Below are 26,518 nucleotides of genomic sequence, written 5' to 3'. Positions count from 1 at the left end.
GCCTACGGTTTTGTAGGCCGGATAAGCGAAGCGCCATCCGGCAAAAAAAGGCGACCAATAAAATGGTCGCCTTTTTTATTTACAGCAGCTCTCGCGCCGCCGAGACAATATCGTGTGCCGTCAGGCCGTACTCTTTTTGCAGGAAATCCTGCGTTCCCACCTGGCCATAACGTTCCTTGACCCCCACTCGACGCATTGGTACCGGACAGGTTTCGACCAGCACCTCGGCAACAGCAGATCCTAATCCGTTGTGAATACTGTGGTTTTCACAGGTCACGATCCGCCCGGTTTTCTCAGCATAGTTTTTCACCAGCATTCGGTCGATAGGTTTGAGAGTAAACATATCGATAACCGCGGCACTTACGCCCTCCTGCTCCAGCTGACGTGCTGCTTCCAGCGCCTCAGCCACCATAATGCCGTTCGCAATCAGGGTGATATCGCTGCCTTCGCGCAGTACGTTACCCTTACCAATAGTAAACGTCGACCCCGGCGCGTACACGCTCGGTGCCTGCTTACGAATGGTGCGCACCCAATAGAACCCATCGAGATCGATAAGCTGGCGCAGCACGTCTTCGAACATCACGGCATCGGTGACTTCCAGTACTACCGAATGCGCCAGACCACGCACAATCCCCATGTCCTCAAATGACATATGAGTGCCACCGTTGTGACAAGCCGTGACGCCCGCATCCGAGGCGATCACTTTGACGTTATTACGCTGATAATCGAGCGACATAAACAGCTGATCAAAGCAGCGACGGCTGGCGAATGCCGTAAAGGTATGCACAAAAGGTTTGCGCCCGGTCAGCGATAAACCCGCCGCCGTGCCAATAACGTTGGCCTCCATAATGCCGCAGTTGATCACATGCTGCGGATAATCACGCGCCACGCCGTCCATCGCCATCGAACTCATCAGATCCGCTTCGAGGGCGATAATCTCGCTTCCAGCTTCAATCTGGCTGGCCACGAAACCGGCATACACTTTGCGCATCTCGATGGCGTCTTTTTGTCCTGCGGGTGCAACCTTAATCATGTGCGGCCTCCAGTTGGCGAATCGTCTCGTTAAGCGCGGCTTTGACATCGTCCGTCAGTCGCAGGTGGTGGGAGTTGCTCAACTGCTCCAGATACGGCACGCCCTGGCCTTTGATACTGTCGAGGATCACCACCCTAGGGCGTGCATCAGCGGCTGGCGGCTGCGAAACCGCGTCCAGCAGCCCTGGCACGTCATCTCCTTTGACCGTCACCACGTCAAAACCAAACGCGCGGAATTTCCCTTCCAGGTCAAACGCACAGATGATCTCATCCAGCTCACCATCGAGCTGCTGTTTGTTCCAGTCGACAAAAATAGTCAGATTGTTCAGTCGATGATGGGCGATAAACTGGAAAGCCTCCCAGCACTGCCCTTCGTTCAGTTCGCCGTCGCCGACGATGCTAAACACCCGGTTTGGGCGCCCCGCCAGTTTGTGCGAGAGCGCCATCCCGCCCGCAATAGAAATCCCCTGCCCCAGCGAGCCAGTGGTAGCATCCACGCCGCGCGTTTTCAGGCGATCGGGATGGCTCGGCAGACGCGTACCGTTCTGATTCAGCGTGCTCAGCTCTTCCACCGGGAAATAGCCCTTAATCGCCAGCGTACTGTAGAGTGCCGGGCCAGCGTGGCCTTTGGACAATACAAAGTAGTCACGCTCAGGCCAGTCGGGATCGGCCGGATCGATTTTCATCACCGCGCCGTACAATACCGCCAGTGTTTCCACCACCGACATACTGCCGCCATAATGTCCGAACCCCAGCTGCGTCAGCGATTTGAGAGTTTCCACGCGGATCTCGCGCGCCAGTCGGGTCACTTCTTTTACATTCATGATTTGGCTCCGGTATTTTCCTGCGCGTTACCGCCCGCAGATTTGGTTTTAGCAAACACGTTGTACGCCACCAGAAGTGCGAACACCGCGACGACAAGGCCTGTGATAGCGAATGGCGACAGATAGCGCGCCAGGTTGCCCAGCACGATGCCCACGGCACCGAAATCGGCATCCGAGAACGTGGTGTTTGCAAAACCAATGGCGCCGAGAACAGGCAACAGCATCACCGGCAGGAAGGTAATCAGCAGGCCGTTGGCAAAAGCACCGATCATCGCCCCGCGACGCCCGCCGGTGGCATTACCAAATACCCCGGCGGTTGCGCCAGTGAAGAAGTGAGGAACGACGCCCGGCAGGATCAGCACCCAGCTAAACTGTCCGCACAGGAATAGCCCGACGATCCCGCCGAGGAAGCTGAACAAGAAGCCAATCAGCACCGCATTGGGCGCGTAAGGATAAACCACCGGGCAGTCCAAAGCCGGACGCGCATTGGGAACTAGTTTCTCAGAGAAGCCGGTAAAGGCCGGAACGATCTCCGCCAGAATCAGACGCACACCCTGCAAGATAATGAACACGCCCGCCGCGAAAGTGATCGCCATGATGATGGCGTAAACCAGATAGTTTTGACCGCCGCTGAACGTCGCTTCAACGTATTCACGACCGGCGCTCACCGCCATGATCAGGTAAATGATCATCATGGTCAGAGAGATAGAAATTGAACTGTCACGCAGGAAGCTCAAGTTCTTCGGCAGGTTCATCTCTTCAGTAGAACGAGAACCTTTCCCACATTTACTGCCGATCCAGCCGGAAAGCACGTAGCCCAGCGTACCAAAGTGACCAAAGGCGATATCGTCATTACCGGTGATACGCTTCATATAGCGCTGCGCCAGTGCCGGGAAAAACGCCATGATAAGACCCAAAATTAACGAGCCGGTAAAGACCAGACCGACGCCTTCAAAACCGGCAACCGTCAAGATTACACCGATCATACAGGCCATATAGAACGTGTGATGCCCTGTAAGGAAGATGTATTTCAGGCGCGTAAATCGAGCGACGATAATATTGGCTACCATCCCGAATGCCATAATCAGCGCCGTCGATGCACCATATTTCTCCAGCGCAATCGAAACAATCGCTTCGTTATTCGGAATAATTCCCTGAATACTAAAGGCGTGCTCGAACATTCCACCCAAAGGATTTAACGAGCCCACCAGCACCGTGGCACCACCGCCCAGCACAATAAAACCGAGGATCGTTTTAATGGTTCCTTTTACGACATCGGAGAACGGTTTTTTCTGCGCCACCAGGCCAATTAAGGCAATTAAGCCCACCAGCACTGAGGGGACTTTTAAAATATCAACAACGAAATTCAGCGTTTCAAGGATAAACATATCCACCTCGCCTAAACAGGGTTATTGTTTCGCGAACCAGGCGCTGAGCTGCGCTTCGAGTTCATTGATGTCGATAATATTGGTGATCACCACCAGCTGGCTTTCCGGTACGCTCGCACTGGCGGCAATATCTTTCGCCATCACGAAAAGATCGGCGGCCCCCGGCGTTGCTGATGACAAATCTGAGTGTTCTACTTCGGCTTCAATATTTAACTTCTTAAGGACTTTTTTGATGTTCATTTCGACCATAAAACTGCTGCCGAGGCCAGAGCCGCAAATCGCCATTATTTTCATTGTTATACCTTTTTTTGAGTAGAGTACGCCCGCATCACGAATACACGTAATAAGTTAATTTACGGGGATAGATAATTAATTCAGAAGCGTTCGATAATAGTTTTAATCTCCTCCCGCGTAGTGGCGTTGTGAAGCTCTATTAAATCCTCATCACTGGAAAATAATTCAGCCAGCGCGGAAATCATTTCTATATGGCTGTGTTTGTCAGGCGCAGCCAGCATGATGATAATATCCACCGGATCAAACTCTCCGGCTCCGAATGAAACTCCCTGCTTGAGTTTTAATAATGAGAGGCCAAGCCCTTTCGCCCCTTCTTCTGGCCGCGCATGCGGCATCGCCAGCCCTGGTGCCAGCACGTAGTAAGGTCCTAACTTATGATGCTGTTCGACAATAGCCGTCACGTACTCCGGAGAGATGACGTCCATTTCCAGCAGCGGTCTGGCGCAAAGCTCCAGCGCCTGCGGCCAGTTTTCAACGCTCTCTTCCAACGTGATGGTGGCATCATATATCCAACTTTTGAGCACTTTTTTCTCCCACCCTGATGTCAACAATGAACAAACTTTATGCAAGCCCATCGCGGATAGCTGCGATCAAGATCACAAAGATAGCGCTACCAATTTATAACATTCAAAATTGTGATAGCGCTATCAAATCGTAATCCGCACGGGAAATCACAGTAAAAAAAGGGATTTAAGGCGTATACTCAAATTCATGTGAAGCGAAGGATGATAAGAAAAACGCGTCTGGTCACCAGGAATTTGTATGTCTCTAACCCGAAAACGACGTAGTACCGGCAAAGTGACGATCTCCGACGTCGCACAGCTTGCCGGAGTGGGTACTATGACGGTGTCCCGCGCATTGCGCACGCCTGAGCAGGTTTCCGATAAGCTGCGAGAAAAAATTGAAGCTGCGGTGCAAGAATTAGGGTACATGCCCAATCTTGCAGCGAGCGCATTGGCGTCGGCCTCGTCATGGACCATCGCGATGGTGGTTCCGAATCTTGCCGAAGACGGTTGTTCCGAGATGTTTGCCGGATTACAGCAAATCCTGCAACCTGCCGGATACCAGATTATGCTGGCAGAATCGCAACACCGGCCTGAACAGGAAGAAAAACTGCTCGAAACGCTGCTCGCCTCTAACATTGCAGCCGCGATTTTACTCAGCGCTGAACACACCGATACAGTTCGCCACTGGCTGAAAAACGCCTCCATTCCGGTGATGGAAATGGGTGCTATGCGCGCCGAGCCGCTGGATATGAATATCGGTATCGATAATGTTGCCGCGATGTATGAACTTACCGAACTGGTGATTCAGCGAGGTTATCAGAATATTGGGCTGCTATGTGCAAATCAGGAACAGTGGATTTTCAAGCAGCATTTGCAGGGCTGGTATAAAGCCATGTTGCGCCACCATATGTCGCCCAATCGAGTAATTAACGCCGCGCTGCCGCCGAATTTCTCAACGGGTGCATCGCAGTTGCCGGAGTTTTTACTCGCCTGGCCTGAACTGGATGCGCTGGTCTGCGTTTCTGATGAGCTGGCGTGCGGTGTGTTGTATGAATGCCAGCGCAGACGCATCAAAGTGCCGGACGATCTGGCGGTAGTGGGATTTGGTGATAGCGACGTCAGCCGGGTCTGTCAGCCACCGCTAACGACGATGGCAGTGCCACATCGGAAGATTGGTATTGAGGCCGGACGTGCGCTGCTGGAGCGGTTGAATGGCGGCGACTGGCGCGATCAGAAACCGATCGCTTCCAGTCTGTGCTTGCGGGAAAGCTGCTGAGTGTTACTCGGCTTGTTCCTGCTTTTCTGGTTTTGCAGATTCATTTTTGGCGTTGCGGCTCATCCACAGCGCCAGCGCTTTCAGTGAATCCGGCGTAAATTCGTCGCAACGCGCGGTGATCTCTTCCGGCGTCATCCAACTCACTTCACTTACTTCTTCTTCCTGAAGCGCAAATGGGCCGTGGGAAACACAGCTAAACAGCCCGCCCCAGACGCGACAGTGCTTGTCTTCGAAGTAGAACAGACCGTGCTCGGCAAACGGCACACCGGCGATGCCTAACTCTTCTTCGGCCTCACGACGAGCGGAATCGAGTAGAACTTCATCAGCCTGAACAACTCCACCGGCAGTTGCATCGAGCATACCTGGGAGAAAATCTTTCGTGTCAGTACGTCGCTGTACCAGAATCTTGCCCATTCCATCGTGAACAACGATGTAAGTTGCGCGATGACGCAGGCGTTCTGCCCGCATTTGCTCGCGGCTCGCCTGTGCAATCACTTCATTGTCTTCGCTGACAATGTCAACCCACTCTGTACTTGCCAAATGACGCTGCTCCACCATCGGGAACCCTTCTCGTTAAGCGCTCTTGTGGCGCGTTTGACTTTGAGGTGTAACTTACGGATTAATGCTGACCTGCGCAATAACTTGCTGATCATTAAGTGCGATAACGCTCAACAGATTGTCCTCCAGCATACCGTAGCTGGGTACATTACCGCCTTTAGGGATGCTGACGGAACCTGGGTTGAAATGCACGACACCCTCGCGCTGTTCCGCCACCGGAATATGAGTATGACCGTAAACCAGCACATCGCCAGTCGAAAGCGGCGGCAGATTGTCCGGGCCAAAAAGATGCCCGTGGGTCAAAAACAGACGACGCTTTTCCAGCAGGATTTGCTGCCAGGGTGCGGTTATCGGGAAATGCAGTAACATCTGATCGACTTCGCTGTCGCAATTGCCGCGAACGGCGATGATTTTGTCAGCGTACTGATTCAGTTTTTCGGCCACCTGCGCAGGCGCATAGCCTTCCGGAAGCGCATTGCGCGGGCCGTGGTTGAGCACATCGCCCAGAACAATGAGCCACTGCGCACCACTCTGAACAAAGCGTGAAAGCACGCGTTCCGTAGCGGGCAGCGAGCCGTGAATATCCGATGCAAACATCAGTTTCATCTGTGACTCCTTTCAAATGATCGCTGCCCTATTATACCTGAACACACAGGGGTTATCAGCCTGCGCGCTTTGCCGAAAGCGCCACAAAACGCTGCACTGAAGCGCGCTGCCACTGGAACGAGGCATAATCCACCAACGTCTGCGGAACGGCATCGCCATTCAATACCAGACGGTTTAGCATGAGCGCCAAATCGGCATCGGCAATGCACCACTCACCAAATAAATTCGGATTACCGTGTTCCAGCAATCTCCCCGCCGTCTCAAACAACTTGCTGGCACTCGCGACGCCCGCTTCGTCTAAAGCGGGCTTTTTCGCCCCGCCAAAGATAACGTCCGTCGGGCGCTGTTCACGAATCGGTACCAGATCGCTTCTGATCCACGCCTGAATCTGACGCGCACGCGCACGTTTTTGCAGATCATGAGGATAAATTCGCTCCCACTCTGGAGGTGCAAAACGGTCTTCCAGATATTCAGCAATGGCAGAGGATTCACTGAGCTCAAACCCGTCAATTTCCAGCACCGGTACGCGACGCGTCAAAGCATAGCCCTGCCACTGTGGTTTGAGGTGCTCACCGCGATCCAGATCAACGGTTTTGAGATTAAATGTCAGCCCCTTTTCCGCCAGCGCAACATATACACTCATCACATAGGGTGAGAAAAAGTTGGCATCGGACCACAGGGTAATCGCAGGTTGGCTCATAATATCCTCATCGGCTGATCGGTTTTCATCCAACATATAATCTCTTTAGGTCCCTGTCACTTGATGAAAACTCACGATTTATCATCAGCACCTATACTCGTTTTTATGGCATGAAATAATGTAACGACAGGAGTTGAGATGATAGACCTCTATTTTGCCCCGACCCCCAACGGACACAAGATCACGCTATTTCTGGAAGAGACGCAGCTGGATTATCGCATTATCAAAGTGGATATCAGCAAGGGCGATCAGTTCCGGCCTGATTTTCTCGCCATCTCACCGAACAATAAAATCCCCGCCATTGTCGATGCCGCCCCGACGGACGGTGGTCGCCCCTTAAGCCTGTTTGAATCCGGTGAGATCCTGCTGTATCTGGCGGAGAAAACGGGAAAACTGCTGAGCGGCGAATTGCGTGAACGACATCACACATTGCAATGGTTATTCTGGCAGTCAAGTGGTCTGGGTCCAATGCTCGGGCAAAACCACCACTTTAATCACTTTGCGCCGCAGACCATTCCTTATGCGATAGAACGTTATCAGGTTGAAACGCAAAGACTGTATGGCGTGATGAACAAACGGCTGGAAAAATCCCCCTGGCTGGGTGGTGACCATTACAGCATCGCGGATATCGCCTGCTGGCCGTGGATAAACGCGCATGTGCGCCAGCGCATCGATCTCGCAAACTATCCAGCCGTAAACAACTGGTTCGAACGAATTCGCAACCGTCCGGCGACGGAACGCGCGATGCAGAAGGCTCAGCAAATTTAAGTATCCGCCAGATTGGGCGCGCCGAATATCCTCATGTATTATGGTGCGAATAATAAACAGAGGAAGCCTGCAATGTCACAGCAAGACGCTATTATTCGTATAAAAAACTTACGCTTACGTACCTTTATCGGCATCAAAGACGAAGAGATCGAAAATCGTCAGGACATCGTGATTAATGTCGTTATTCATTACCCGGCAGAGAAAGCGCGCGCCAGCGAAGATATTAACGATGCGCTGAACTATCGCACTATCACTAAGAACATCATTAAATATGTGGAGAATAACCGCTTCTCTTTGCTGGAGAAATTAACTCAGGATGTGCTCGATATCGCACGCGAACATCACTGGGTCACTTATGCTGAAGTGGAAATCGATAAACTTCACGCGCTGCGTTACGCCGACTCGGTGTCGATGACCCTAGGCTGGCAACGCTAAGCGCAACCTCGGAGGTTGTATGAAGATTCTGGTGACTGGCGGTACGGGCCTGATTGGTCGTCATCTCATTTCGCGTTTGCAGGTGCTGAAACACAATGTCACCGTGGTGACACGTAATGCCGAAAAAGCCCGTCAGCTGCTCGGCAATAGTGTGGGCATCTGGAAAGGGCTTGCAGAACACCAGAATCTGGACGGCTTCGACGCCGTCATCAACCTCGCCGGGGAGCCTATCGCCGACAAGCGCTGGACCGAAGAACAAAAACAGCGCTTGTGCGACAGCCGCTGGAATATTACGCAAAAGCTGGTCGACTTGTTTCATGCCAGCGACACCCCGCCGTCGGTGCTGATTTCCGGCTCGGCGGCCGGGTATTACGGCGACCTCGGTGAAGTGGTCGTCACCGAAGAAGAGCCGCCGCACAACGAATTCACCCACAAACTCTGCGCTCGCTGGGAGCAAATCGCCTGCGGTGCGCAAAGCGACACCACCCGCGTCTGCCTGCTTAGAACCGGCGTGGTGCTGGCCCCGAAAGGCGGGATTCTGGCGAAGATGTTGCCCGTTTTTAAACTCGGACTGGGCGGCCCGATGGGCAGTGGCCGTCAGTATCTGGCGTGGATACATATCGACGATATGGTCAACGGTATTCTCTGGCTGCTTGATAACGATCTGCGCGGCCCGTTCAATATGGTTTCGCCCTATCCGGTGCGTAACGAGCAATTCGCCCATGCCCTGGGCCACGCTCTAAAACGCCCTGCGGTTTTGCGCGCGCCAGCTACGGCGATTCGCCTGATGATGGGGGAATCCTCGGTGCTCGTTTTAGGCGGACAACGCGCCCTGCCAAAACGGCTGGAGGCGTCGGGATTTGCCTTCCGCTGGTATGACTTAGAAGAAGCCCTGGGAGATGTAGTGGCTTAAATCTGCCGTGTCGCTTATGGTAGAGTTGTACGTCAGGCTCCCCAGAATGGCGACACTATGGCGACAATCACCACTCCCCGACTTCAGCTTTCCCCGTTTAAACCCTCCGACTGGGCGTTCTTTCGCTCGCTGCGCGAAGACCGCGCTATCATGCGCTATATGGCGGCCATTGCCCCTGAAAAAGAGACGCGACGCTTGTTCGCCATCCGCCTCACGGCGCCGCATACCTTTGTGATCCGTGCTCACGACGATGACACGCCGCTGGGCGACATTGGCCTGCAAATCAGTGCGAAGTATCGCGAAGAGGCAGATATCGGTTATACGGTAATTCCGCAGGCGCAGGGCAAAGGCTATGCCAGCGAAGCACTTCGCGCCATGTGTGACTATGCGTTTAATCAGACGGGCGTCAAAGCGATTAATGCTTATGTGCTGGCGGATAACGTCAGTTCGGTGCGGGTGCTGGAGAAGATGGGTTTTGTGCGCACTCAGGTGCTGGAACAAGCCTATGAAATTGACGGTGTACGGTATGACGACTGGGTTTATCGGCTGGAGGTTAATGCGGTCTGACTTGCCGGGCGGCACTGAGTTTGCCCGGCCGACGGGTTATGTAGGCCCGGTAAGCGCAGCGCCACCGGGCAACAAAACTACTTGAGCGATCCCTTCAGGAACTGCTGCAGACGCGGACTCTTCGGGTTCGCCAGCACTTCGTCCGGATGCCCCTGCTCTTCAATCACGCCCTGATGCAGGAAAATCACATGGTTCGAGACGTTACGGGCAAAGCCCATCTCGTGCGTCACCACCACCATCGTTTTCCCCTCTTCGGCGAGCTTTTGCATAATGCGCAGCACTTCGCCCACCAGCTCTGGATCGAGCGCCGAGGTCGGTTCATCAAACAGCAGCACTTCCGGCTCCATCGCCAGCGCGCGGGCGATAGAGACGCGCTGCTGCTGACCGCCGGACAGATGCACCGGGTATTTAATCTGCTGGCGCTCGTCGATCCCCACTTTCGCCAGGTATTTCACCGCACGCTCGCGCGCTTCCTGTTTGCTTAAGCCGAGCACCTGAATCGGCGCTTCCATCACGTTCTCCAGCACCGTCATATGGCTCCAGAGGTTGAAGTGCTGGAAGACCATCGTCAGACGCGTGCGCAGCAGACGCAGCTGATTTTTATCCGCCACTTTCAGCTGCCCGTCTTTGTCGCGCACCAGGTTGATGTTCTGCCCGCTGACAATAATCGAGCCTTCGCTCGGTTTTTCGAGGAAGTTAATGCAGCGCAGGAAGGTACTTTTTCCCGAACCGGATGAGCCGATAATACTGATCACATCGCCCGCATTCGCCGTGAGCGATACCCCTTTCAGCACTTCATGTTCGCCGTAGCGTTTGTGCAGATCGATAACGTTTAATTTATTTTCAGACATCGTTTTCTCAGTGCGTCGAAGTAGGTTTCATGTGCTGCAACCAGCGTTTTTCTGCCTTACGGAACAGGCTAATCAGGACGTACGAAATCATCAAATACAGCACCGCGGCAATGCCGAAGGCGGTAAAGGGCTGGTAGGTCGCCGAATTAATATCACGCGCGATTTTCAGCAGATCCGGCACGGTGGCGGTAAACGCCAGCGCGGTGGAGTGCAGCATCAAAATCACTTCGTTGCTGTACGCCGGGAGCGCGATACGCAGCGCCGAAGGCATAATAATGCAGCGATACAGTTTCACCGACGAGAAACCGTAAGCGCGCGCTGCTTCAATCTCACCGTACGGCACAGAGCGGATGGCCCCGGCGAAGATTTCGGTGGTATAGGCGCAGGTGTTGAGCGTCAGCGCCAGCACAGTACAGTTCAGCCCGCTGCGAAAGAAGGCGTTCAGCATTTCGGTGCCTTTTACGATCTCCAGCGTATACATCCCGGAGTAAAAGACCAGCAGCTGAACGTACAACGGCGTACCGCGAAACACATAGGTGAACAGCCAGATCGGGAAGCGAATGTATTTGTTTTCTGACACGCGGCCAATGGACAAAAACACCGCCAGAATCCCGCCCATCACCACAGACGAAATCAGCAGCCACAGGGTGATCGCCACGCCGGTAAAGCGATAGCCATCGGTCCACAGCAGCGATTTCCAGTATTCCTGAAGAATCTCAATCACAGGTCAGCCCTCTTCACACCCACGGAGTAGCGACGTTCGAGAAGAAGCAGCACACCATTGGAGACAGTGGTAAACACCAGATAAATCACGCCGCATACTACGGCAAAATAGAACGGTTCCCAGGTGCTCTTGCCCGCCAGCTGCGTGGCTTTCACCACATCTTCCAGCCCGAGAAGAGAAACCAGCGCCGTTGCTTTGAGGATAACCTGCCAGTTATTGCCGATGCCCGGTAAGGCAAAGCGCATCATGGCTGGGAACATAATCCGACGGAAGATTTGCGAGGAGGTGAAACCAAAGGCGGTCGCCGCCTCAATATGGCCCTTCGGTACGGCCATGTACGCGCCACGGAAGGTTTCGGTGAAATAGGCACCGTAGATAAAGCCGAGAGTGATAATACCGGCCACCATCGGGTCGATATCAATTTGCGACATGCCTACGGCATCCGTCACGCCGTTGAGCGCGATTTGCAGACCGTAGAAAATGAGCAGCATCAGTACCAGATCGGGCACACCGCGAATCAGCGTGGTGTAGCCTTCAAAAATCAGCGCCAGTACCCGATTACTTGAGAGTTTCGCTCCCGCACCCGCCAGGCCTATCAGCACCGCTAACACCACCGAACTGAGGGCCAGTTCAAGCGTGACAAGCGCGCCTTGTAAAATAACGCCAGAAAATCCGTACAGCATAAGGCCTGCCCTGTCGTGAGTGGTCACACCGTGTCTTTTCCCCTCCCGAAACGCTGGAGGGGCCGCACGTTATATAACGGGGCGATTAGCCGCCGTAGACATCAAAGTCGAAGTATTTCTTCGCCAGTTTTTCGTAAGTGCCGTCTGCACGCATTTCGGCAAACGCTTTATTCAGTGCTTCTCGCAGTTCGTTGTCTTCTTTACGCAGGCCCATGCCGGTGCCGACGCCAAAGAGTTTCTCGTCCTTAATGGACGGACCGCCGAACTTATAATCTTTTCCGACTGGCTGTTTCAGGAAACCTTCGCTGGCAGCCACTTCATCCTGGAACGCAGCGTCAATACGGCCTGCCGTCAGGTCAGCGTAGATGTTTTCCTGGCCCTGATAAGAGACGATTTCGATCCCTTTCGGTGCCCAGTGTTCATTGCCGTAGGTTTCCTGGGTCGTGCCCTGCAATACGCCGACGCGCTTACCTTTCAGGGACTCCAGGGTTGGCTGAATGTCAGAAGACTTTGCGACCACCAGACGAGAATCCGCTGCATAGAGTTTGTCGGTGAAGGCAATCTCCTGCTGGCGTTTTTCGGTGATCGAGAGGGAGGACATAATCACGTCGATTTTCTTCGCTTTCAGCGAGGGGATCAGCGCGTCCAGCGGGTTCTCAACGTAGGTACATTGCGTTTTGATGCGCTTGCACAGTTCATTGGCGATATCGATGTCAAAACCAACCAGTTCACCTTTCGAATTCTTTGATTCAAACGGGGCATAAGTCGGATCGGTACCGATACGCACTTTTTGCGGAATGGCGGCAAAAGCAGCGGTAGCGCTGGAAAAGGCCAGCACCAGAGAAAGCGACAACACCAGTTTTTTCATGTTTATCCTCAACAGACTGTCTTCTTACGGGATTTTACGACGGGGGAGTGTCGTTAATGTGCCATTAATTCCCCTGGCAAGGCAAAGCATAAAGCCCGTCAGATGGAAATTTTTGCATCATAAGTGCTTAACTATGCACTTGACGACCCAAAACGGTGCGTATTTTGCACCATTTTGGGGAGCGCTACCCGTCAGTGATGGTTAATCACCGTAAACGTTGAAGTCGAAATATTTCTTCGCCAGTTTGTCGTAGGTTCCGTCTTTGCGCAGTTCAGCAAAGGCTTTATCGAACGCCGCTTTCAGCTCTTTATCGTCTTTACGCAGGCCAATCCCAGTGCCGTCACCGAAGTATTTTTTGTCTTTCACTGATGGACCGGCAAAGGCAAACTCTTTACCCGCAGGCTGTTTCAGGAAGCCTTCGCTCGCCGCGACTTCGTCCTGGAATGCCGCATCCAGACGCCCTGCTGCGAGGTCAGAATAGATCAGGTCCTGGTTTTGGTAAGCGACGACATCGACGCCTTTTTCACGCCAGTCGGCGTTAGCAAAGCCTTCCTGCGTGGAGCCCTGCAACACGCCAACGTGTTTGCCTTTCAGCGACTCAATGGTCGGCTGAATCGGGGAGCCTTTCGCTGCGATCAGACGGGAATCCGCTGCATAGAGCTTGTCAGAGAAGGCAATTTCCTGCTGACGTTTTTCAGTAATGGAGAGTGAAGAGATGATGGCATCGATTTTCTTGGCTTTCAGCGACGGAATTAACGCATCAAAATCGCTGCCCACCCATGTGCATTTCACCTGCATGCGCTTGCACATTTCATTGCCCAGATCGATATCAAAGCCAACGAAATCACCTTTCGCATCCTTGGACGAGAATGGCGCGTAAGTGGCGTCAGTACCGATACGCACAGTCTGAGGAAGTGCCGCATAGCTGCTCGCTGCCGCACTTAATCCCACCAGCAGAGACAGAGCCAGAACCGTCTTCTTCATACATTTACCCTCAAGTGTCGTGATTTTCTTATGGTTTATGTTGTGTGTTGTGTAACAGGCGTTCTCTTGCAGGTCTTATGCCATATTGCCGACTGGTCAAAAATTCGACGTTAAATATGTTAATAAAACGTTGCGATATTGCCTTAATAAGGAAAGATAGCAGGTCTGCCAAACGAACCGGAGAGGGATAAAGGGAAAAAACGAATTAAATGTCGAGGATATGATCGCGGTTGCATAATTGCCCCGCAACGGGGCAACCAGGCTTATCATGCACCCAAAACGGGCAACGGCCTATGCGCCCTGCCAGCGCGCGAACAGATCTTCCGGCAGGTCGATATCAAACTGATCCAGGACGCGATTGACGGTCTGGTTTATCACATCATCCAGCGTTTGCGGGCGATGATAGAACGCCGGGACCGGCGGCATAATCACCGCACCCAGCTCCGCCGCCTGGGTCATCAGACGCAAATGCCCCAGATGCAGCGGCGTTTCACGCACGCAAAGCACCAGCGTGCGGCGCTCTTTCAGCACCACATCGGCGGCACGCGTCACCAGGGTGTCGGTATAGCTGTTGACGATGCCAGAGAGCGTTTTAATCGAGCACGGCAGAATCACCATGCCGGCAGTTTTAAACGAACCGGAGGAGATGCTGGCAGCGATGTCGCGGGCGTCATGCACCACGTCGGCCAGCGCCTGTACGTCGCGCAGGGAGAGATCGGTTTCGAGAGCAAGGGTTTGACGCGCAGCCTGGCTCATCACCAGATGGGTCTGGACATCCGCCACGTTGCGCAGCACTTCCAGCAGACGTACGCCGTAAATGGCACCGCTGGCACCGGAGATCCCTACAATGAGTTGTTTCATGATTTCGCCCTTTCTCGATTCAGGGCAGACTGTGCAGGATTTTGCGAGGAGTTGCAAGTGAGGGCACCCGCCCTCACTTGCCGAAGACTTAGCCTTCGTTATGCATCTCTAAACTTTCGAGATCGTTTTGCATCTGCACGGCTTTCGCATCGTCGTTGCGCAGCGAGTCGAGATAGTCGAGATACTGCTGATCGACGTCTTTAGTCACGTAAATGCCGTTGAAGACCGAGCACTCAAACTGCTGAATATCCGGGTTCTCGGCGCGCACCGCGTCAATCAGATCGCTGAGATCCTGGAAAATCAGGCCGTCTGCGCCGATTATCTGGCGAATCTCATCCACTTCACGACCGTGAGCTATCAGCTCGTTAGCAGTTGGCATGTCGATACCGTAGACGTTAGGGAAACGAATTTCCGGTGCGGCGGAGGCCAGATAGACTTTTTTCGCCCCGGCTTCACGCGCCATCTCGATAATCTGCTCAGACGTGGTACCCCGCACGATGGAGTCATCCACCAGCAGCACGTTTTTATCGCGGAACTCAGCGCGGTTAGCGTTGAGCTTGCGGCGCACGGACTTACGACGCAGGTGCTGGCCTGGCATGATAAAGGTGCGGCCCACGTAGCGGTTCTTCACGAAGCCCTGACGGTACGGTTTACCCAGGATTCGCGCCATTTCCAGGGCGATATCGCAGGAGGTTTCTGGAATCGGGATCACGACGTCGATATCCAGATCGTCCCACTCGCGGGCAATCTTTTCACCGAGCTTGGTACCCATGTTCACGCGCGCGCTGTATACGGAAATTTTGTCGATGAACGAGTCCGGGCGTGCGAAGTAAACATATTCGAACAGGCACGGATTGCTGACCGGGTTTTCCGCGCACTGGCGGGTAAACAGCTGGCCTTTTTCGGTAATATAGACGGCTTCGCCCGGCGCGACATCGCGCAGGAACTCAAAGCCCAGGGTGTCCAGCGCCACGCTTTCGGAGGCGACCATGTACTCGGTACGGCCATCGCCCAGATCGCGTTTACCCAGCACCAGCGGACGGATGCCGTTAGGGTCGCGGAACGCCACCATACCGTGGCCGATAATCATCGCCACGCAGGCATACGCGCCACGGATCAGGCGGTTAGTCGCGGCAATGGCGGCAAAAATGTTGTCTGCTTCCAGCGGATAATGGCGGAAGTTATCCAGCTCGCTGGCAAAGATATTGAGCAGAATTTCAGAATCAGAGGTGGTGTTAATGTGGCGACGTTTCTCTTCAAACAGCTTTTGACGCAGCTCATGCGCGTTGGTCAGGTTGCCATTGTGGGCAAGCGTGATGCCATATGGAGAGTTGACGTAGAAAGGCTGTGCTTCAGAGGCGCTGGAACTGCCAGCGGTAGGATAACGAACGTGGCCAATACCCATATTGCCTTGCAGGCGCTGCATATGGCGGGCTTCAAATACATCGTTGACCAGGCCATTCGCTTTGCGTAAACGGAAACAGTTATTGGCATCAATTGTGATGATGCCTGCTGCATCCTGCCCACGGTGCTGAAGCACCGACAACGCGTCATAAATAGACTGGTTTACCGGCATGAAACCGGCGATACCGACAATACCGCACATTCGTCTTTTCCTCGTTAAGCCACATCTCAAAGCGATTTACACTTTGGGCAAGAAACTCGACGAGCTTTGCAGATAGTCAAAGAACCATCTGATGATGAAGCTGAACTGTGGAATCAGCTGTGACTTGCTCCAGTCTTCGCTTTTTGAAAACCCGGTAAAGGTATCAAGGAAGAACAATATCGCTGCCACGATCAGCACGCCTCGCAGCGCACCAAAACAGATCCCTAACACTCTGTCCGTTCCTGACAGACCGGTTTTCTCGACCAGCTGGCCTATCACGTAGTTAACGATAGCGCCGACGAGAAGTGTCGCGATAAACAGCACCGCGATGGCGATTCCATTCCGGACCAGTTCATCTTCAAAGCCCGTGAACCAGACAGACAGGTAAGTGTAGTAATGACTGGCAACAAAGAAAGCACAACCCCATGTCACCAGCGATAACGCTTCACGAACAAAGCCACGGATCAGGCTAACCAGACAGGAAAAACCTATCACCGCAATGATGGCGTAATCAATCCAGACCATATGTGTCCCACGATTAAACGCCCTGTCATCCAGTTCGGGGCGAATTCTAACAGAAAAAGAAAACGTTTGCGTAGGGATTTCCTTCCCGCGCGTAAATAAAAAAGGCGCTGAAAAAATGCTCAACGCCGTCAGCCTTGTTGCCTTATCTGGCAATCTGGCGCACGCGAATTCCCCTCACCCTAACCCTCTCCCCAAAGGGGCGAGAGGATGGTTTTCTCCCTCTCCCTGAGGGAGAGGGCCGGAGTGAGGGACTCATTAGTTCGCGCTATAATTCATCACCACGCCGCTCAGACCAGAGATTTGCTTCATGTCGCCAAGCGAACTTTTCAGCTTATCTTTTGAGGCATCTGGGCCGACCAGAATACGGGTAATTTTACCCTGCACCGGGGTCGAAGGTGAAGTGTAAGCGCGATATCCCGCGGCGCGTAACTTACCGACCACTTCATTGACTTTATCGGCATTTTTGAGCGCACCGAGCTGGACGACATAGGCTTTGCCGGTTGGCGCTGCTTTGTCTTCCTGGACCGGTTTTTCCGGCGGTGCTTCTGTCGCGGCGGCAATTTGCTCGCTGGCTTTATCACGCTGCGGCTTCGGCTGCGGCTGAGGTTTTTCGGCCGGTTTCGTAACAGGCTTTGGCTGCACCACAGGTTCCGGGACAGGATCCAATTCGCTATTGTTGTTCGCCGTTAAGCGCGAAGGATCGAGCGACGGGGCAGCTGCATCACCCGCACGTACCTCTTCCGCTGCGCCTTCCGGAGGCTGAGCGGGCAACGCCTGCGTGGCCGCAGGCAGCATGTCGGGCTCGTCGCGATCGCCAGGTTTTGGCACCAGCGGGATCGCCGCAAACTCATCCTGATAATGTTTTTTCTGCCCATCGAGCAGTCCTGGAAGGATAATCACTCCCAGCGCAACCAGCACAATGGTTCCTGTTAAACGGTTCTGAAACTTACTTGCCACCGGTTCTCCCCGCCTCCATCACTTCCATGACATGCGCCACGGTGTGAAATGATCCACACACCAGCACGGTATCTTCAGGTTTAGCATCCGCCATCGCGGCGTGCCATGCCAGCGCCACGTTTTCATAAGCTTCACCCTGCGCGAGATGTTCCATCAACTGTTCGGCAGATGCGCCACGTGGCCCTTCCAGTGGAGCACAATACCAGCAATCGACGACACTCTCCATGCAGGCCAGCGTGCCCGCAATATCTTTATCATGAAGCATACCGATAACCGCCAGCACTCGCCCGGTTTTTGGCAGGGATTTGAGTCGTTCTGCGAGGTAGGCCGCGGCATGGGGATTGTGCGCTACGTCCAGGATCAGACGAGGCGACTCGCTGATAATCTGAAAACGGCCCGGCAAAAGTGCATTCTGGATACCGTCATGTATCGCCTGCTCGCTCACCGCCAGCCCACTGGCGCGAATGGCCGCCAGTGCGGTTGCGGCGTTAGGCTGCGGAACCTGCGGCAGAGGCAGATTGTCCAGCACGCCCTGCGCGTCACTAAAGCGCCAGCCGTCAGCCGTCATCTCATACTGCCAGTCAACGCCGCGACGCATCAGATGCGCGCCCTTCTCCTGCGCTACATCGGCGATGGTGTGCGGCATATCCGGCTCACCCACCACGGCAGGCTTGTTCGCGCGGAACACGCCTGCTTTTTCACGGCCAATGCTTTCGCGATCCGGCCCCAGCCAGTCCGTATGATCGAGTGCAATACTGGTCACCACGGCGACGTCGGCATCGACCATGTTAGTGGCGTCCAGGCGTCCGCCCAGACCCACTTCGAGGATCACCACGTCCAGTTGCGCCTGCTTAAACAACCACAGAGCGGAAAGCGTCCCGTACTCAAAATAGGAAAGAGAAATCTCACCGCGCGCCGCTTCAATTTCGGCAAAAGAGGCCGTATGCGCCGATTCTGGCAGCTCGGTATTCTGCACGCGTACACGCTCGGTGTAGCGCACCAGATGCGGAGAGCTGTAAACGCCCACCTTGTAACCGGCGGCCATCAGCATCGATTCCAGCGTGCGGCAGGTGGTGCCTTTCCCGTTGGTTCCCGCCACCGTAAAGACGAACGGTGCAGGTTTGAGCACATCCAGACGCGCACCAACCTGGCTGACGCGTTCCAGTCCCATATCGATGGTTTTACTGTGCAGATTTTCCAGATAAGAAAGCCACGTGACCAGAGGTGACGTGGCTTGGGGGGCAATGTTTTTTTCCATGATACGCACTTTCATCTGAATCGAATAAGTGAAAAGGGCAGCGCCGTCTGGCCCTGCCCTTTTTGAGTTATCAGGCTTCGGGTTCCTGATCCGGCACAACCACGCCTTCACGCGGCTCATCCGGGTTCGGCGACGGCAGATTCATCAGCTTCGCCAGGACGCTTGCCAGTTTCAGGCGCATTTCCGGGCGGCGAACGATCATATCGATAGCGCCTTTTTCAATAAGGAATTCACTGCGCTGGAAGCCCGGCGGCAGTTTCTCACGGACGGTCTGTTCGATAACGCGTGGACCAGCAAAGCCGATCAGCGCTTTCGGTTCAGCGATGTTCAGATCGCCCAGCATCGCGAAGCTCGCAGAGACACCACCCATTGTTGGGTCGGTCAGTACGGAGATATACGGCAGACCGCGTTCCTGCATTTTGCCCAGTGCCGCAGAGGTTTTCGCCATCTGCATCAGGGACATCAGCGCTTCCTGCATACGTGCACCACCGGAGGCGGAGAAGCAGATCAGCGGGCAGTTGTCTTCCAGAGCCTGCTCAACGGCACGGATGAAACGCGCACCAACCACAGAACCCATTGAGCCACCCATAAAGGAGAACTCAAAGGCCACAGCGACAACCGGCATCTCGTGCAGAGTGCCTTTCATCACGACAAGCGCGTCTTTCTCGCCGGTCTCTTTCTGAGCAGAAGCCAGTCTGTCTTTGTATTTCTTGGAGTCACGGAACTTCAGCACATCTTTAGGCTCAAGTTCACTACCCAGTTCTACCAGCGAACCTTCGTCCAGCACGCTGTGCAGGCGATTACGCGCCGACATACGCATGTGGTGGTCACACTTCGGGCACACCTCAAGATTGCGTTCCAGCTCAGCGCGGTACAGGACCTGGCCGCAGCTGTCACACTTGGTCCACACCCCTTCAGGAATACTCGCCTTACGGGTTGGGGCTATGTTGCTTTTAATTCGTTCAATCCAGCTCATTGATAACCTTTCTGCCTGAACCTGGTCGTATGCCAGTTTTGCTGTAAGCGGCGCATAATGCCATTTTTGCCGCAAACAGACCATGAATGTTGCACATTAAAACATAACAGCCCGAAACTTTGGATAAAAAAGTGGTCGAACCGCAAATGCGTATTTATTTCGCTTGCTTCGCTGCCGCACGTTTATGGCGAATTATTTCGATAACGCCAGGCAGGATTGAGAGCACAATAATGGCAACAATCAGTAACTTAAGATTTTCCTGCACAATCGGCAGATCGCCAAACAGGTAGCCCGCGTAGGTAAACAGCAGCACCCACAGCAGTGCACCAATGACGTTATATGCCGCGAAATGACGATAGGACATATGCCCCATTCCCGCCACAAACGGCGCAAACGTACGGACGATCGGCACAAAACGCGCCAGAATAATGGTTTTGCCGCCGTGGCGTTCGTAGAACGCATGCGTTTTGTCTAAATAGCTGCGACGGAAAATCTTCGAATTCGGATTACTAAACAACCGTTCACCGAACACCCGCCCAATAGTGTAGTTCACCGCATCGCCAACGATAGCCGCGATAATCATCAGCACCACCATCAGGTGAACGTTCAAATCGTTGGTCGGCAGCGCGGAAAGCGCACCCGCGACAAACAGCAGCGAATCGCCCGGCAGAAACGGCGTGACCACCAGACCGGTTTCACAGAACAAAATCAGGAACAGAATGGCATACACCCAGACGCCGTACTGCGCGACCAGCTCCGCCAGATGCACATCGATATGCAGGATGAAATCAATAATAAATCGTATTAAGTCCATATTATGAATAACCTTAATTGCAACTGCGTTAGTCCGCTAAAAACAGCGGGCCCATTGGCGGTTTTGGAAGGTCAAAGCGATCCGGGTAGTCTACCGACACCAGATACAGCCCTTCCGCCTTCGCCGTTGCTGCCGCAAGCGTTCTGTCCTTCGCTGCCAGCAGTTCTGCAATCCAGCTCTCCGGCTGGTGTCCGGCGCCTACTTCCATCAGGCTGCCCACTATATTCCGCACCATATGATGTACAAAGGCATTGGCTTTGATATCCACCACCACATACGCGCCATAACGACTGACGGTAATGTGCATCACGTTTCGCCACGGCGTGCGCGACTGGCACTGAACCGCACGAAACGAGGTAAAGTCATTTTCACCGAGCAGAAACTGCGCGGCACGATGCATACGTTCGGCATCCAGCGGCTCATAAAAATGGGTCACGCCCTGGCTTAACACTGCCGGTCGCAGACGCTGATTGTAAATAACGTAACGGTAGCGACGTGCCGTGGCGCTGAATCGCGCATGAAAGTCATCCGGCACATCTTTCACCCAGCGCACCGCGATGTCACCAGGCAAATTCGCATTTACGCCCAGTGTCCATGCCGCATGTTTTCGCACCGCAGTGGTTTCGAAATGCACCACCTGGCCCGTTCCGTGTACGCCTGCATCGGTACGACCGGCGCACAGCACGCCGATCGGTTCGTTCGCCACCTGAGAGAGCGCTTTCTCCAGCTTTTCCTGAACGCTGCGCACTTCATTCTGACGCTGCCAGCCATAGTATTTGCTGCCGTCGTATTCAATGCCGAGGGCAATTCTATGAACGGGCTTTTGTTCCACTTCAGACATCCTTACAGGTACTCCTGCACCAGTTTCTCAGCGATTTTCACCGCCATCAGTGCGCCGCCAAAACGAACGTTATCGGCAACCGACCAGAACTGCACCTGTTCCGGCATTCCGTAATCGTTACGCACGCAGCCAATAGAGAGACGCGCATTGCCGGTAGCATCGCCCACCTGAGTCGGGAAGTCGGTTTCTTCACTTAATGAGATATCTTCGCCGCGCTCAAACGCATAACGCGCTTCTTCAGCAGCCAGCGGGCGCAGAGCTTCAAAGCTCACCATCTGCGCATGGCCGTAGAAGACCGGCGCACGCACGCAGGTGGCGGAAATTATCAGACCGTCATCCTGCAAAATCTTGCGCGTCTCATCGACGATACGACGCTCTTCACGCACGCTACCTTCGCGATCGGCCAGAATCGGCATCAGGTTGAAGGCTAACTGGCGACCAAAGAAATCGTCATCGTCTACTGGAATCCCGTTCAGCAGTTTGGCGCTTTGCCCAGCCAGCGCGTCGACGGCCTTTTTACCCTGCGCAGACACAGAAAGCAGGCTGGTCACATTAATGCGCGCTAAACCGCCATCGTCGATCAGCGGTTTCAGGGCGGTAAGCAACTGGCTGGTCAGGCTGTCCGGGACAGCGATGATGTTACGGTTACGGTAATCGGCCAGCACAAATGGATTCACGTCTGGCACCACCAGCGGCACGTCCGGCTCCAGTGAGAACAGACCGCTCAGGTCGATAACTAAACAGCCTGCGTTAGCCGCTTCTTCAGCGTAAGCTGCCGACGCTTCAGCGCCACCAGCAAAAAACGCCAGCTGCGCCTGCGTCCAGTCAAACTCCGCAACATCCTGCGCACGAACAGTTTTACCTTCATAGCGCAGGGACGTCCCGGCGCTCTCTGCGCGGGACAAAGCATAAATTTCTCCCACCGGGAACTGACGCTCCGCAAGTGTTTCGAGCAGGGCTTCGCCCACAGCGCCAGTGGCACCCAGTACGGCAATATTCCAGCCTTCAGACATGGTGGTTTACTCCAGAAGTGAAACGGCGTCCCTGCCAGATTATCTGGCAGGAAGCATTAAGAAGACATTAACGCGCCGGGTTATATGTGGCGTTGAACCCCAGTTGATTCAGTAACGTTGCAGCAGTGGCATCGTCACAGATGACATACAGGGAGGACCACTCGCGACGCTCAAGATAATTCTTGCGCAATTTGTCGAACTCGCCCGGAGCGCCCGCCACTTTACGCAGCAGCGCATCATCGCGGCGCACATCATACACTAAATGTACCAGCCTTTTTAGCGAAGACTCATCAAGCGATCCGTGCAATGTGATGCGGCCAAATTCCGGCGCAGGCAACAGTGAATCCAACGACACCTGCTGCGGATTACCGATAAAAGCACTATAGGCTTCAAACACCTGCGTCGTGCCGCGTGCTTTGCCTTCCAGGGTATATCCCGCGATGTGTGCCGTAGCGACATCGACGTGATTGAGCAGCGTGACATTAAGATCAGGCTCCGGCTCCCAGACGTCCAGCACCACGCTCAGATCCAGCCCCTCTTCCAGGCATTTCAACAGCGCCGCATTATCCACTACCGGACCACGGCAGGCATTTATCAGAATAGTGCCAGGCTTTAGACGGCGAATAAACGCTTCATCAGCCAGATGCAGGGATTTATAAGGGCCGTCTTTGAACAGCGGCGTATGGAAAGTGATAACATCCGCCTGCTCGACCAGCTCATCCAGGGCGCGGAAATCGCCTTCATCACCACGATCGGCGCGCGGCGGATCGCACAGCAGCGTGCGGATGCCGAGCGCTTCTAGACGTTTTTGCAAACGCCCGCCGACGTTACCCACGCCAACAATACCCACGGTGCGATCTTTCAGCGCAAAGCCGTCGCGCTCGCCCAGCATCAGTAAAGAAGAGAAAACATATTCCACGACCGCAATCGCGTTACAGCCCGGCGCTGCTGAAAATCCGATACCGGCCTGTGCCAGCCAGGCATCGTCCACGTGATCGGTTCCTGCCGTCGCTGTACCGACAAACTTGACGCTTTTGCCCGACAGCAGCGTCTCATTTACTTTGGTCACCGAGCGCACCATCAGGGCGTCGGCATCGTCAAGTTCCGCCAGCGGAATCGGGCGGCCGGGGACAGCCTTAACGTCACCCAGGCGGCTAAACAGCTCACGGGCGTAAGGCATATTTTCATCAACAAGGATTTTCACGACAGAGTACCTGTTTGAGAGGAAGTTAACCGGGCAAGTGTGCCATAATCTCGCCGCCAGGCATACCCGAACGCCTTGCCTGGTTTACGGTGAGTAACGACTTTAAGGATTTTGACCATGCAGCCCATTTCAGGTACGCCGCCGCGCCCTCCCGGTGAAGGCCCCGTAACAGCTTCCGCCATTGGCGAACAGCCTTTATCGACGCAGCAGCGCACCGTGCTGGAGCGACTGATCACCCGTCTGGTTGCGCTCACCTCGCAGCAGAATGCGGAAGTTTGGGCGGGAATGAAGCACGATTTAGGGCTGAAAAATGACACTCCGTTGTTGTCGCGTCACTTCCCGGCCGCCGAGCAAAATCTCAACCTGCGCCTGAATACCGCGCAGCAAAATCACACGACTCGCCAGATTGTGTCCCAGCTTACCGAGTTGTTAAGCCAGGGAAATAATCGCCAGGCAGTAAGTGATTTTATTCGTCAGCAATTTGGCCAGACGGCGCTGAGCCAGCTCACGCCAGATCAGCTGAAAACCGTGCTGACGCTGTTGCAAAGCAACCAGCTTTCTATCCCTCAGCCGCAGCAGCGCCCTGCTACCGAGCGCCCATTACAGCCAGCGGAGCATAATACGCTCAAGCAGATGGTCACACGGCTGGCCGCCGCCACGGGCGAATCGAACAAACTTATCTGGCAATCAATGCTGGAGCTTTCTGGCGTGAAAGCCGGAGAGCTGATCCCGGCGAAACAATTTACCCATCTGGTCACCTGGCTGCAGGCGCGCCAGACGTTGAGCACGCAAAGTGCACCGACGCTGCATACCCTGCAGGCGGCGCTCAAGCAGCCGCTGGAACCGCGTGAATTTGAAGCGGTGCGCGAATATGCTCAGCAGAACTGGCAGGTGACGCCGCAAACGGTGCTGACCACCGCGCAGGTGCAGGATTTGCTCAATCAGATATTCATTCGCCGCGCCGAACGCGATGGCGGAGTGCCAGAAGCACGCAACATTCAGCCGATTTATAGCCCACTGTTTGCCCCGGTGGTCGAAACGATGAAATCGCTGTCGGCACGTCCAGGGCTGATGTTCATTGCGCTGATGATTGCCCTGGCGCTCTTCTGGCTGGTTGCCTGATTCGTTAAACATCCAGCGGACGAAATAACGGGTTTTGTAGGTCGGGTAAGGCGCAGCCGCCACCCGACAACCCCGCTCAGCGCTTACGAAACGCGATAATCGTCACCACAATCCCCACCACCGCCGAAACCGCCCCGGCCAAAAACACCGACGGATAACCAAATGACGTTGCCAGTACGCCCGCCAGCGGACCGGTGATACCGTAAGAGATATCCTGGAACGCCGCATAGCCGCCGAGCGCGGTTCCGCGAATCTGCGGCGCGACGCGTTTTACCACTTCCACGCCGAGTGCGGGGAAGATAAGCGAGCAGCCGCAGCCCGTTAACGCCGCGCCCAGTAACGCTATCCACGCCACCGGAGCTTGCCACAGGAGCAGCAGGCCGAGGGTTTCTATAACCAGTGAAACCACAGCCACTTTGACACCGCCAAAACGATCCGGCATCCAGCCGAACAACACGCGCATAAGAACGAATGCGCCACCGAATGCGGTCAGCGTGAAACCCGCCATCGCCCAGCCGCGACTCATAAAGTAGAGCGAGACAAAGGTGCCAATCACCGCGAAACCGACGCCCTGCAGCGCCAGTCCAAGACCCGGCTTCCAGATTTGCCCTACCACGCTCCACAGCGAAGGACGCTCGCCTTTGTGCGCGGGCACTTTACGCACCGTGCCATTAAAGGCCCATGCCACCAGCGGCAGGAACATCGTCGTTCCCGCCAGCGCGGCAAAACCGAAATGGCTGTGGATCAGCAGACCCAGCGGAGCGCCTGCGGCGAGTGCCCCGTAGATAGCCATCCCGTTCCAGGACATCACTTTGCCTGACCGCGTCGGCCCGACCAGCCCCATGCCCCAGGTGAGCGTCCCGGTCAGCAGCTGGCTTTCGCCAAAACCGAGAATTAAGCGCCCAACAATCAGTAGCGCGAATTTATAGAGGGCATCCACCGGCAATAGTGCCGCCAGAAGCCAGGCGCCGCCCGCCAGCCCACAGGCAAACATCCCCTGTAACGCGGAGCGTTTTGCGCCATGCTGATCGGCCAGTCGCCCGGCATAGCCACGGGTTAGAACGGTGGCTAAAAACTGAATCCCCACCGCGACGCCCACCAGGGTATTGCCGTAGCCCAGCTCCTGATGCACAAATAAGGGGATTACCGGCAGCGGCAGGCCGACGGTCAAATAGGTAAGAAACACCGCGAACGCGATGCGAAACAGCGAGACATTCGCTGATGCCGTTTTTTCGGTTTGGGTTACTGCGGTCATGCGTTACTCCGAAATAAAGAGTAAGGCGGGGAAATGCCACGCCCCCTCTACCTGATGATCAGGATTAAGGTGCGTTGGTTGACGTTAAACGCTTACGCATTATCAAAAT

General features: G+C 54.5%; 30 protein-coding genes. 6 read left to right on the top strand and 24 right to left on the bottom strand.

All coding sequences use genetic code 11. The features are described from left to right. Positions 1-79: 79 nt before the first annotated feature. The 5 genes from C3708_RS20405 to C3708_RS20385 form a co-directional block, all read right to left on the bottom strand. Positions 80-1,033, bottom strand: a complete 954-nt coding sequence (locus C3708_RS20405) for a transketolase family protein (protein ID WP_103950085.1) — start codon at positions 1,031-1,033, stop codon at positions 80-82. Further along, on the bottom strand, positions 1,026-1,856 hold the full coding sequence (locus C3708_RS20400; RefSeq protein ID WP_103947226.1) for a transketolase: 831 nt from the start codon (positions 1,854-1,856) through the stop codon (positions 1,026-1,028). Before C3708_RS20400 ends, C3708_RS20405 begins: the two co-directional genes overlap by 8 nt. Beyond that, positions 1,853-3,244 (bottom strand): PTS ascorbate transporter subunit IIC, encoded by a 1,392-nt coding sequence (locus tag C3708_RS20395; protein ID WP_095282762.1) that lies wholly within the window; start codon positions 3,242-3,244, stop codon positions 1,853-1,855. Before C3708_RS20395 ends, C3708_RS20400 begins: the two co-directional genes overlap by 4 nt. Before the next feature lie 21 nt (positions 3,245-3,265). Continuing rightward, positions 3,266-3,538, bottom strand: coding sequence for a PTS sugar transporter subunit IIB (locus tag C3708_RS20390; RefSeq protein ID WP_095282763.1), 273 nt, complete (start codon positions 3,536-3,538; stop codon positions 3,266-3,268). 80 nt (positions 3,539-3,618) lie between these two features. Beyond that, complete coding sequence (locus tag C3708_RS20385) at positions 3,619-4,062, bottom strand: PTS sugar transporter subunit IIA (RefSeq protein WP_103950084.1); 444 nt, start codon at positions 4,060-4,062, stop codon at positions 3,619-3,621. Between the two features lie 238 nt (positions 4,063-4,300). On the opposite strand from C3708_RS20385, the gene C3708_RS20380 reads away from it, so the two are divergent. After that, complete coding sequence (locus C3708_RS20380; protein ID WP_103947227.1) at positions 4,301-5,320, top strand: LacI family DNA-binding transcriptional regulator; 1,020 nt, start codon at positions 4,301-4,303, stop codon at positions 5,318-5,320. Positions 5,321-5,323: 3 nt separating this feature from the next. Here C3708_RS20380 and yfcD read toward each other — a convergent pair whose 3' ends face one another. Genes yfcD through yfcF form a run of 3 tightly spaced genes read right to left on the bottom strand, consistent with a single transcriptional unit; the run spans position 5,324 to position 7,184 of the window. Then, on the bottom strand, positions 5,324-5,878 hold the full coding sequence (yfcD, locus tag C3708_RS20375) for an NUDIX hydrolase YfcD (RefSeq protein WP_095282766.1): 555 nt from the start codon (positions 5,876-5,878) through the stop codon (positions 5,324-5,326). Between the two features lie 54 nt (positions 5,879-5,932). Further along, positions 5,933-6,484: a phosphodiesterase gene (gene yfcE / locus C3708_RS20370; protein WP_095282767.1), complete on the bottom strand. Its 552-nt coding sequence runs from the start codon at positions 6,482-6,484 to the stop codon at positions 5,933-5,935. A gap of 55 nt (positions 6,485-6,539) precedes the next feature. Continuing rightward, the gene (gene yfcF / locus C3708_RS20365; RefSeq protein WP_103950100.1) at positions 6,540-7,184 is read right to left on the bottom strand and encodes a glutathione transferase; all 645 of its coding nucleotides are present in this window, start codon (positions 7,182-7,184) and stop codon (positions 6,540-6,542) included. Between the two features lie 138 nt (positions 7,185-7,322). Here yfcF and yfcG point away from each other — a divergent pair, with 138 nt between their 5' ends. The 4 genes from yfcG (at position 7,323) to C3708_RS20345 (ending at position 9,867) form a co-directional block, all read left to right on the top strand. Beyond that, on the top strand, positions 7,323-7,952 hold the full coding sequence (yfcG, locus tag C3708_RS20360; protein WP_095282768.1) for a GSH-dependent disulfide bond oxidoreductase: 630 nt from the start codon (positions 7,323-7,325) through the stop codon (positions 7,950-7,952). A gap of 72 nt (positions 7,953-8,024) precedes the next feature. Next, positions 8,025-8,387: a dihydroneopterin triphosphate 2'-epimerase gene (gene folX, locus C3708_RS20355; protein ID WP_095282769.1), complete on the top strand. Its 363-nt coding sequence runs from the start codon at positions 8,025-8,027 to the stop codon at positions 8,385-8,387. Positions 8,388-8,406: 19 nt separating this feature from the next. After that, positions 8,407-9,300, top strand: a complete 894-nt coding sequence (locus C3708_RS20350; protein ID WP_103947228.1) for a TIGR01777 family oxidoreductase — start codon at positions 8,407-8,409, stop codon at positions 9,298-9,300. A 57-nt stretch (positions 9,301-9,357) separates the two neighbouring features. After that, positions 9,358-9,867 (top strand): GNAT family N-acetyltransferase, encoded by a 510-nt coding sequence (locus tag C3708_RS20345; RefSeq protein WP_103950083.1) that lies wholly within the window; start codon positions 9,358-9,360, stop codon positions 9,865-9,867. A gap of 77 nt (positions 9,868-9,944) precedes the next feature. On the opposite strand, the gene hisP is transcribed toward C3708_RS20345, so the two are convergent. From hisP to pdxB, 15 genes are all read right to left on the bottom strand, one after another. Beyond that, positions 9,945-10,718 (bottom strand): histidine ABC transporter ATP-binding protein HisP, encoded by a 774-nt coding sequence (gene hisP, locus C3708_RS20340; protein ID WP_095282772.1) that lies wholly within the window; start codon positions 10,716-10,718, stop codon positions 9,945-9,947. 7 nt (positions 10,719-10,725) lie between these two features. Then, a complete protein-coding gene (locus tag C3708_RS20335) occupies positions 10,726-11,442 on the bottom strand; it encodes an ABC transporter permease (protein WP_095282773.1) in 717 nt (238 codons plus the stop codon). After that, positions 11,439-12,125 (bottom strand): histidine ABC transporter permease HisQ, encoded by a 687-nt coding sequence (locus C3708_RS20330; RefSeq protein ID WP_095282774.1) that lies wholly within the window; start codon positions 12,123-12,125, stop codon positions 11,439-11,441. The genes C3708_RS20335 and C3708_RS20330 overlap by 4 nt, the downstream gene beginning before the upstream one ends. Positions 12,126-12,210: 85 nt before the next feature. Continuing rightward, positions 12,211-12,993 (bottom strand): histidine ABC transporter substrate-binding protein HisJ, encoded by a 783-nt coding sequence (hisJ, locus tag C3708_RS20325; protein ID WP_095282775.1) that lies wholly within the window; start codon positions 12,991-12,993, stop codon positions 12,211-12,213. Between the two features lie 201 nt (positions 12,994-13,194). Beyond that, complete coding sequence (argT, locus tag C3708_RS20320; RefSeq protein ID WP_095282776.1) at positions 13,195-13,977, bottom strand: lysine/arginine/ornithine ABC transporter substrate-binding protein ArgT; 783 nt, start codon at positions 13,975-13,977, stop codon at positions 13,195-13,197. A 291-nt stretch (positions 13,978-14,268) separates the two neighbouring features. Beyond that, entirely contained in the window at positions 14,269-14,838 is a 570-nt protein-coding gene (locus C3708_RS20315) for a UbiX family flavin prenyltransferase (protein ID WP_103950082.1), read from the bottom strand. A gap of 88 nt (positions 14,839-14,926) precedes the next feature. Next, the gene (purF, locus tag C3708_RS20310) at positions 14,927-16,444 is read right to left on the bottom strand and encodes an amidophosphoribosyltransferase (RefSeq protein WP_095282778.1); all 1,518 of its coding nucleotides are present in this window, start codon (positions 16,442-16,444) and stop codon (positions 14,927-14,929) included. A gap of 36 nt (positions 16,445-16,480) precedes the next feature. After that, the gene (cvpA, locus tag C3708_RS20305) at positions 16,481-16,969 is read right to left on the bottom strand and encodes a colicin V production protein (RefSeq protein ID WP_095282779.1); all 489 of its coding nucleotides are present in this window, start codon (positions 16,967-16,969) and stop codon (positions 16,481-16,483) included. Between the two features lie 255 nt (positions 16,970-17,224). Next, positions 17,225-17,926 carry a cell division protein DedD gene (gene dedD / locus C3708_RS20300; RefSeq protein ID WP_103947232.1) on the bottom strand — a complete coding sequence of 234 codons (702 nt, stop codon included), beginning with the start codon at positions 17,924-17,926 and terminating at the stop codon, positions 17,225-17,227. Next, positions 17,916-19,184, bottom strand: a complete 1,269-nt coding sequence (gene folC / locus C3708_RS20295; RefSeq protein ID WP_103950099.1) for a bifunctional tetrahydrofolate synthase/dihydrofolate synthase — start codon at positions 19,182-19,184, stop codon at positions 17,916-17,918. Before folC ends, dedD begins: the two co-directional genes overlap by 11 nt. 70 nt (positions 19,185-19,254) lie before the next feature. Further along, entirely contained in the window at positions 19,255-20,160 is a 906-nt protein-coding gene (gene accD, locus C3708_RS20290; RefSeq protein WP_095282781.1) for an acetyl-CoA carboxylase, carboxyltransferase subunit beta, read from the bottom strand. Positions 20,161-20,314: 154 nt separating this feature from the next. Next, complete coding sequence (locus tag C3708_RS20285; RefSeq protein ID WP_095282782.1) at positions 20,315-20,974, bottom strand: DedA family protein; 660 nt, start codon at positions 20,972-20,974, stop codon at positions 20,315-20,317. Positions 20,975-21,002: 28 nt separating this feature from the next. After that, on the bottom strand, positions 21,003-21,815 hold the full coding sequence (truA, locus tag C3708_RS20280; RefSeq protein WP_103950081.1) for a tRNA pseudouridine(38-40) synthase TruA: 813 nt from the start codon (positions 21,813-21,815) through the stop codon (positions 21,003-21,005). 2 nt (positions 21,816-21,817) lie between these two features. Further along, complete coding sequence (locus C3708_RS20275) at positions 21,818-22,828, bottom strand: aspartate-semialdehyde dehydrogenase (RefSeq protein ID WP_095282784.1); 1,011 nt, start codon at positions 22,826-22,828, stop codon at positions 21,818-21,820. Between the two features lie 67 nt (positions 22,829-22,895). Next, the gene (pdxB, locus tag C3708_RS20270; protein WP_103950080.1) at positions 22,896-24,032 is read right to left on the bottom strand and encodes a 4-phosphoerythronate dehydrogenase PdxB; all 1,137 of its coding nucleotides are present in this window, start codon (positions 24,030-24,032) and stop codon (positions 22,896-22,898) included. A 117-nt stretch (positions 24,033-24,149) separates the two neighbouring features. On the opposite strand from pdxB, the gene flk reads away from it, so the two are divergent. Beyond that, positions 24,150-25,154, top strand: coding sequence for a flagella biosynthesis regulator Flk (gene flk, locus C3708_RS20265; protein ID WP_095282786.1), 1,005 nt, complete (start codon positions 24,150-24,152; stop codon positions 25,152-25,154). Positions 25,155-25,230: 76 nt separating this feature from the next. Here flk and C3708_RS20260 read toward each other — a convergent pair whose 3' ends face one another. After that, the gene (locus tag C3708_RS20260; RefSeq protein ID WP_103950079.1) at positions 25,231-26,409 is read right to left on the bottom strand and encodes an MFS transporter; all 1,179 of its coding nucleotides are present in this window, start codon (positions 26,407-26,409) and stop codon (positions 25,231-25,233) included. Between the last annotated feature and the right edge of the window lie 109 nt (positions 26,410-26,518).

This window comes from Lelliottia sp. 7254-16, assembly GCF_002922995.1.
Taxonomy (GTDB): Bacteria; Pseudomonadota; Gammaproteobacteria; order Enterobacterales; family Enterobacteriaceae; genus Enterobacter; species Enterobacter jeotgali.
Note: the sequence above shows the minus strand (reverse complement) of the source record. Positions and strands in the feature narration are given on the sequence as shown.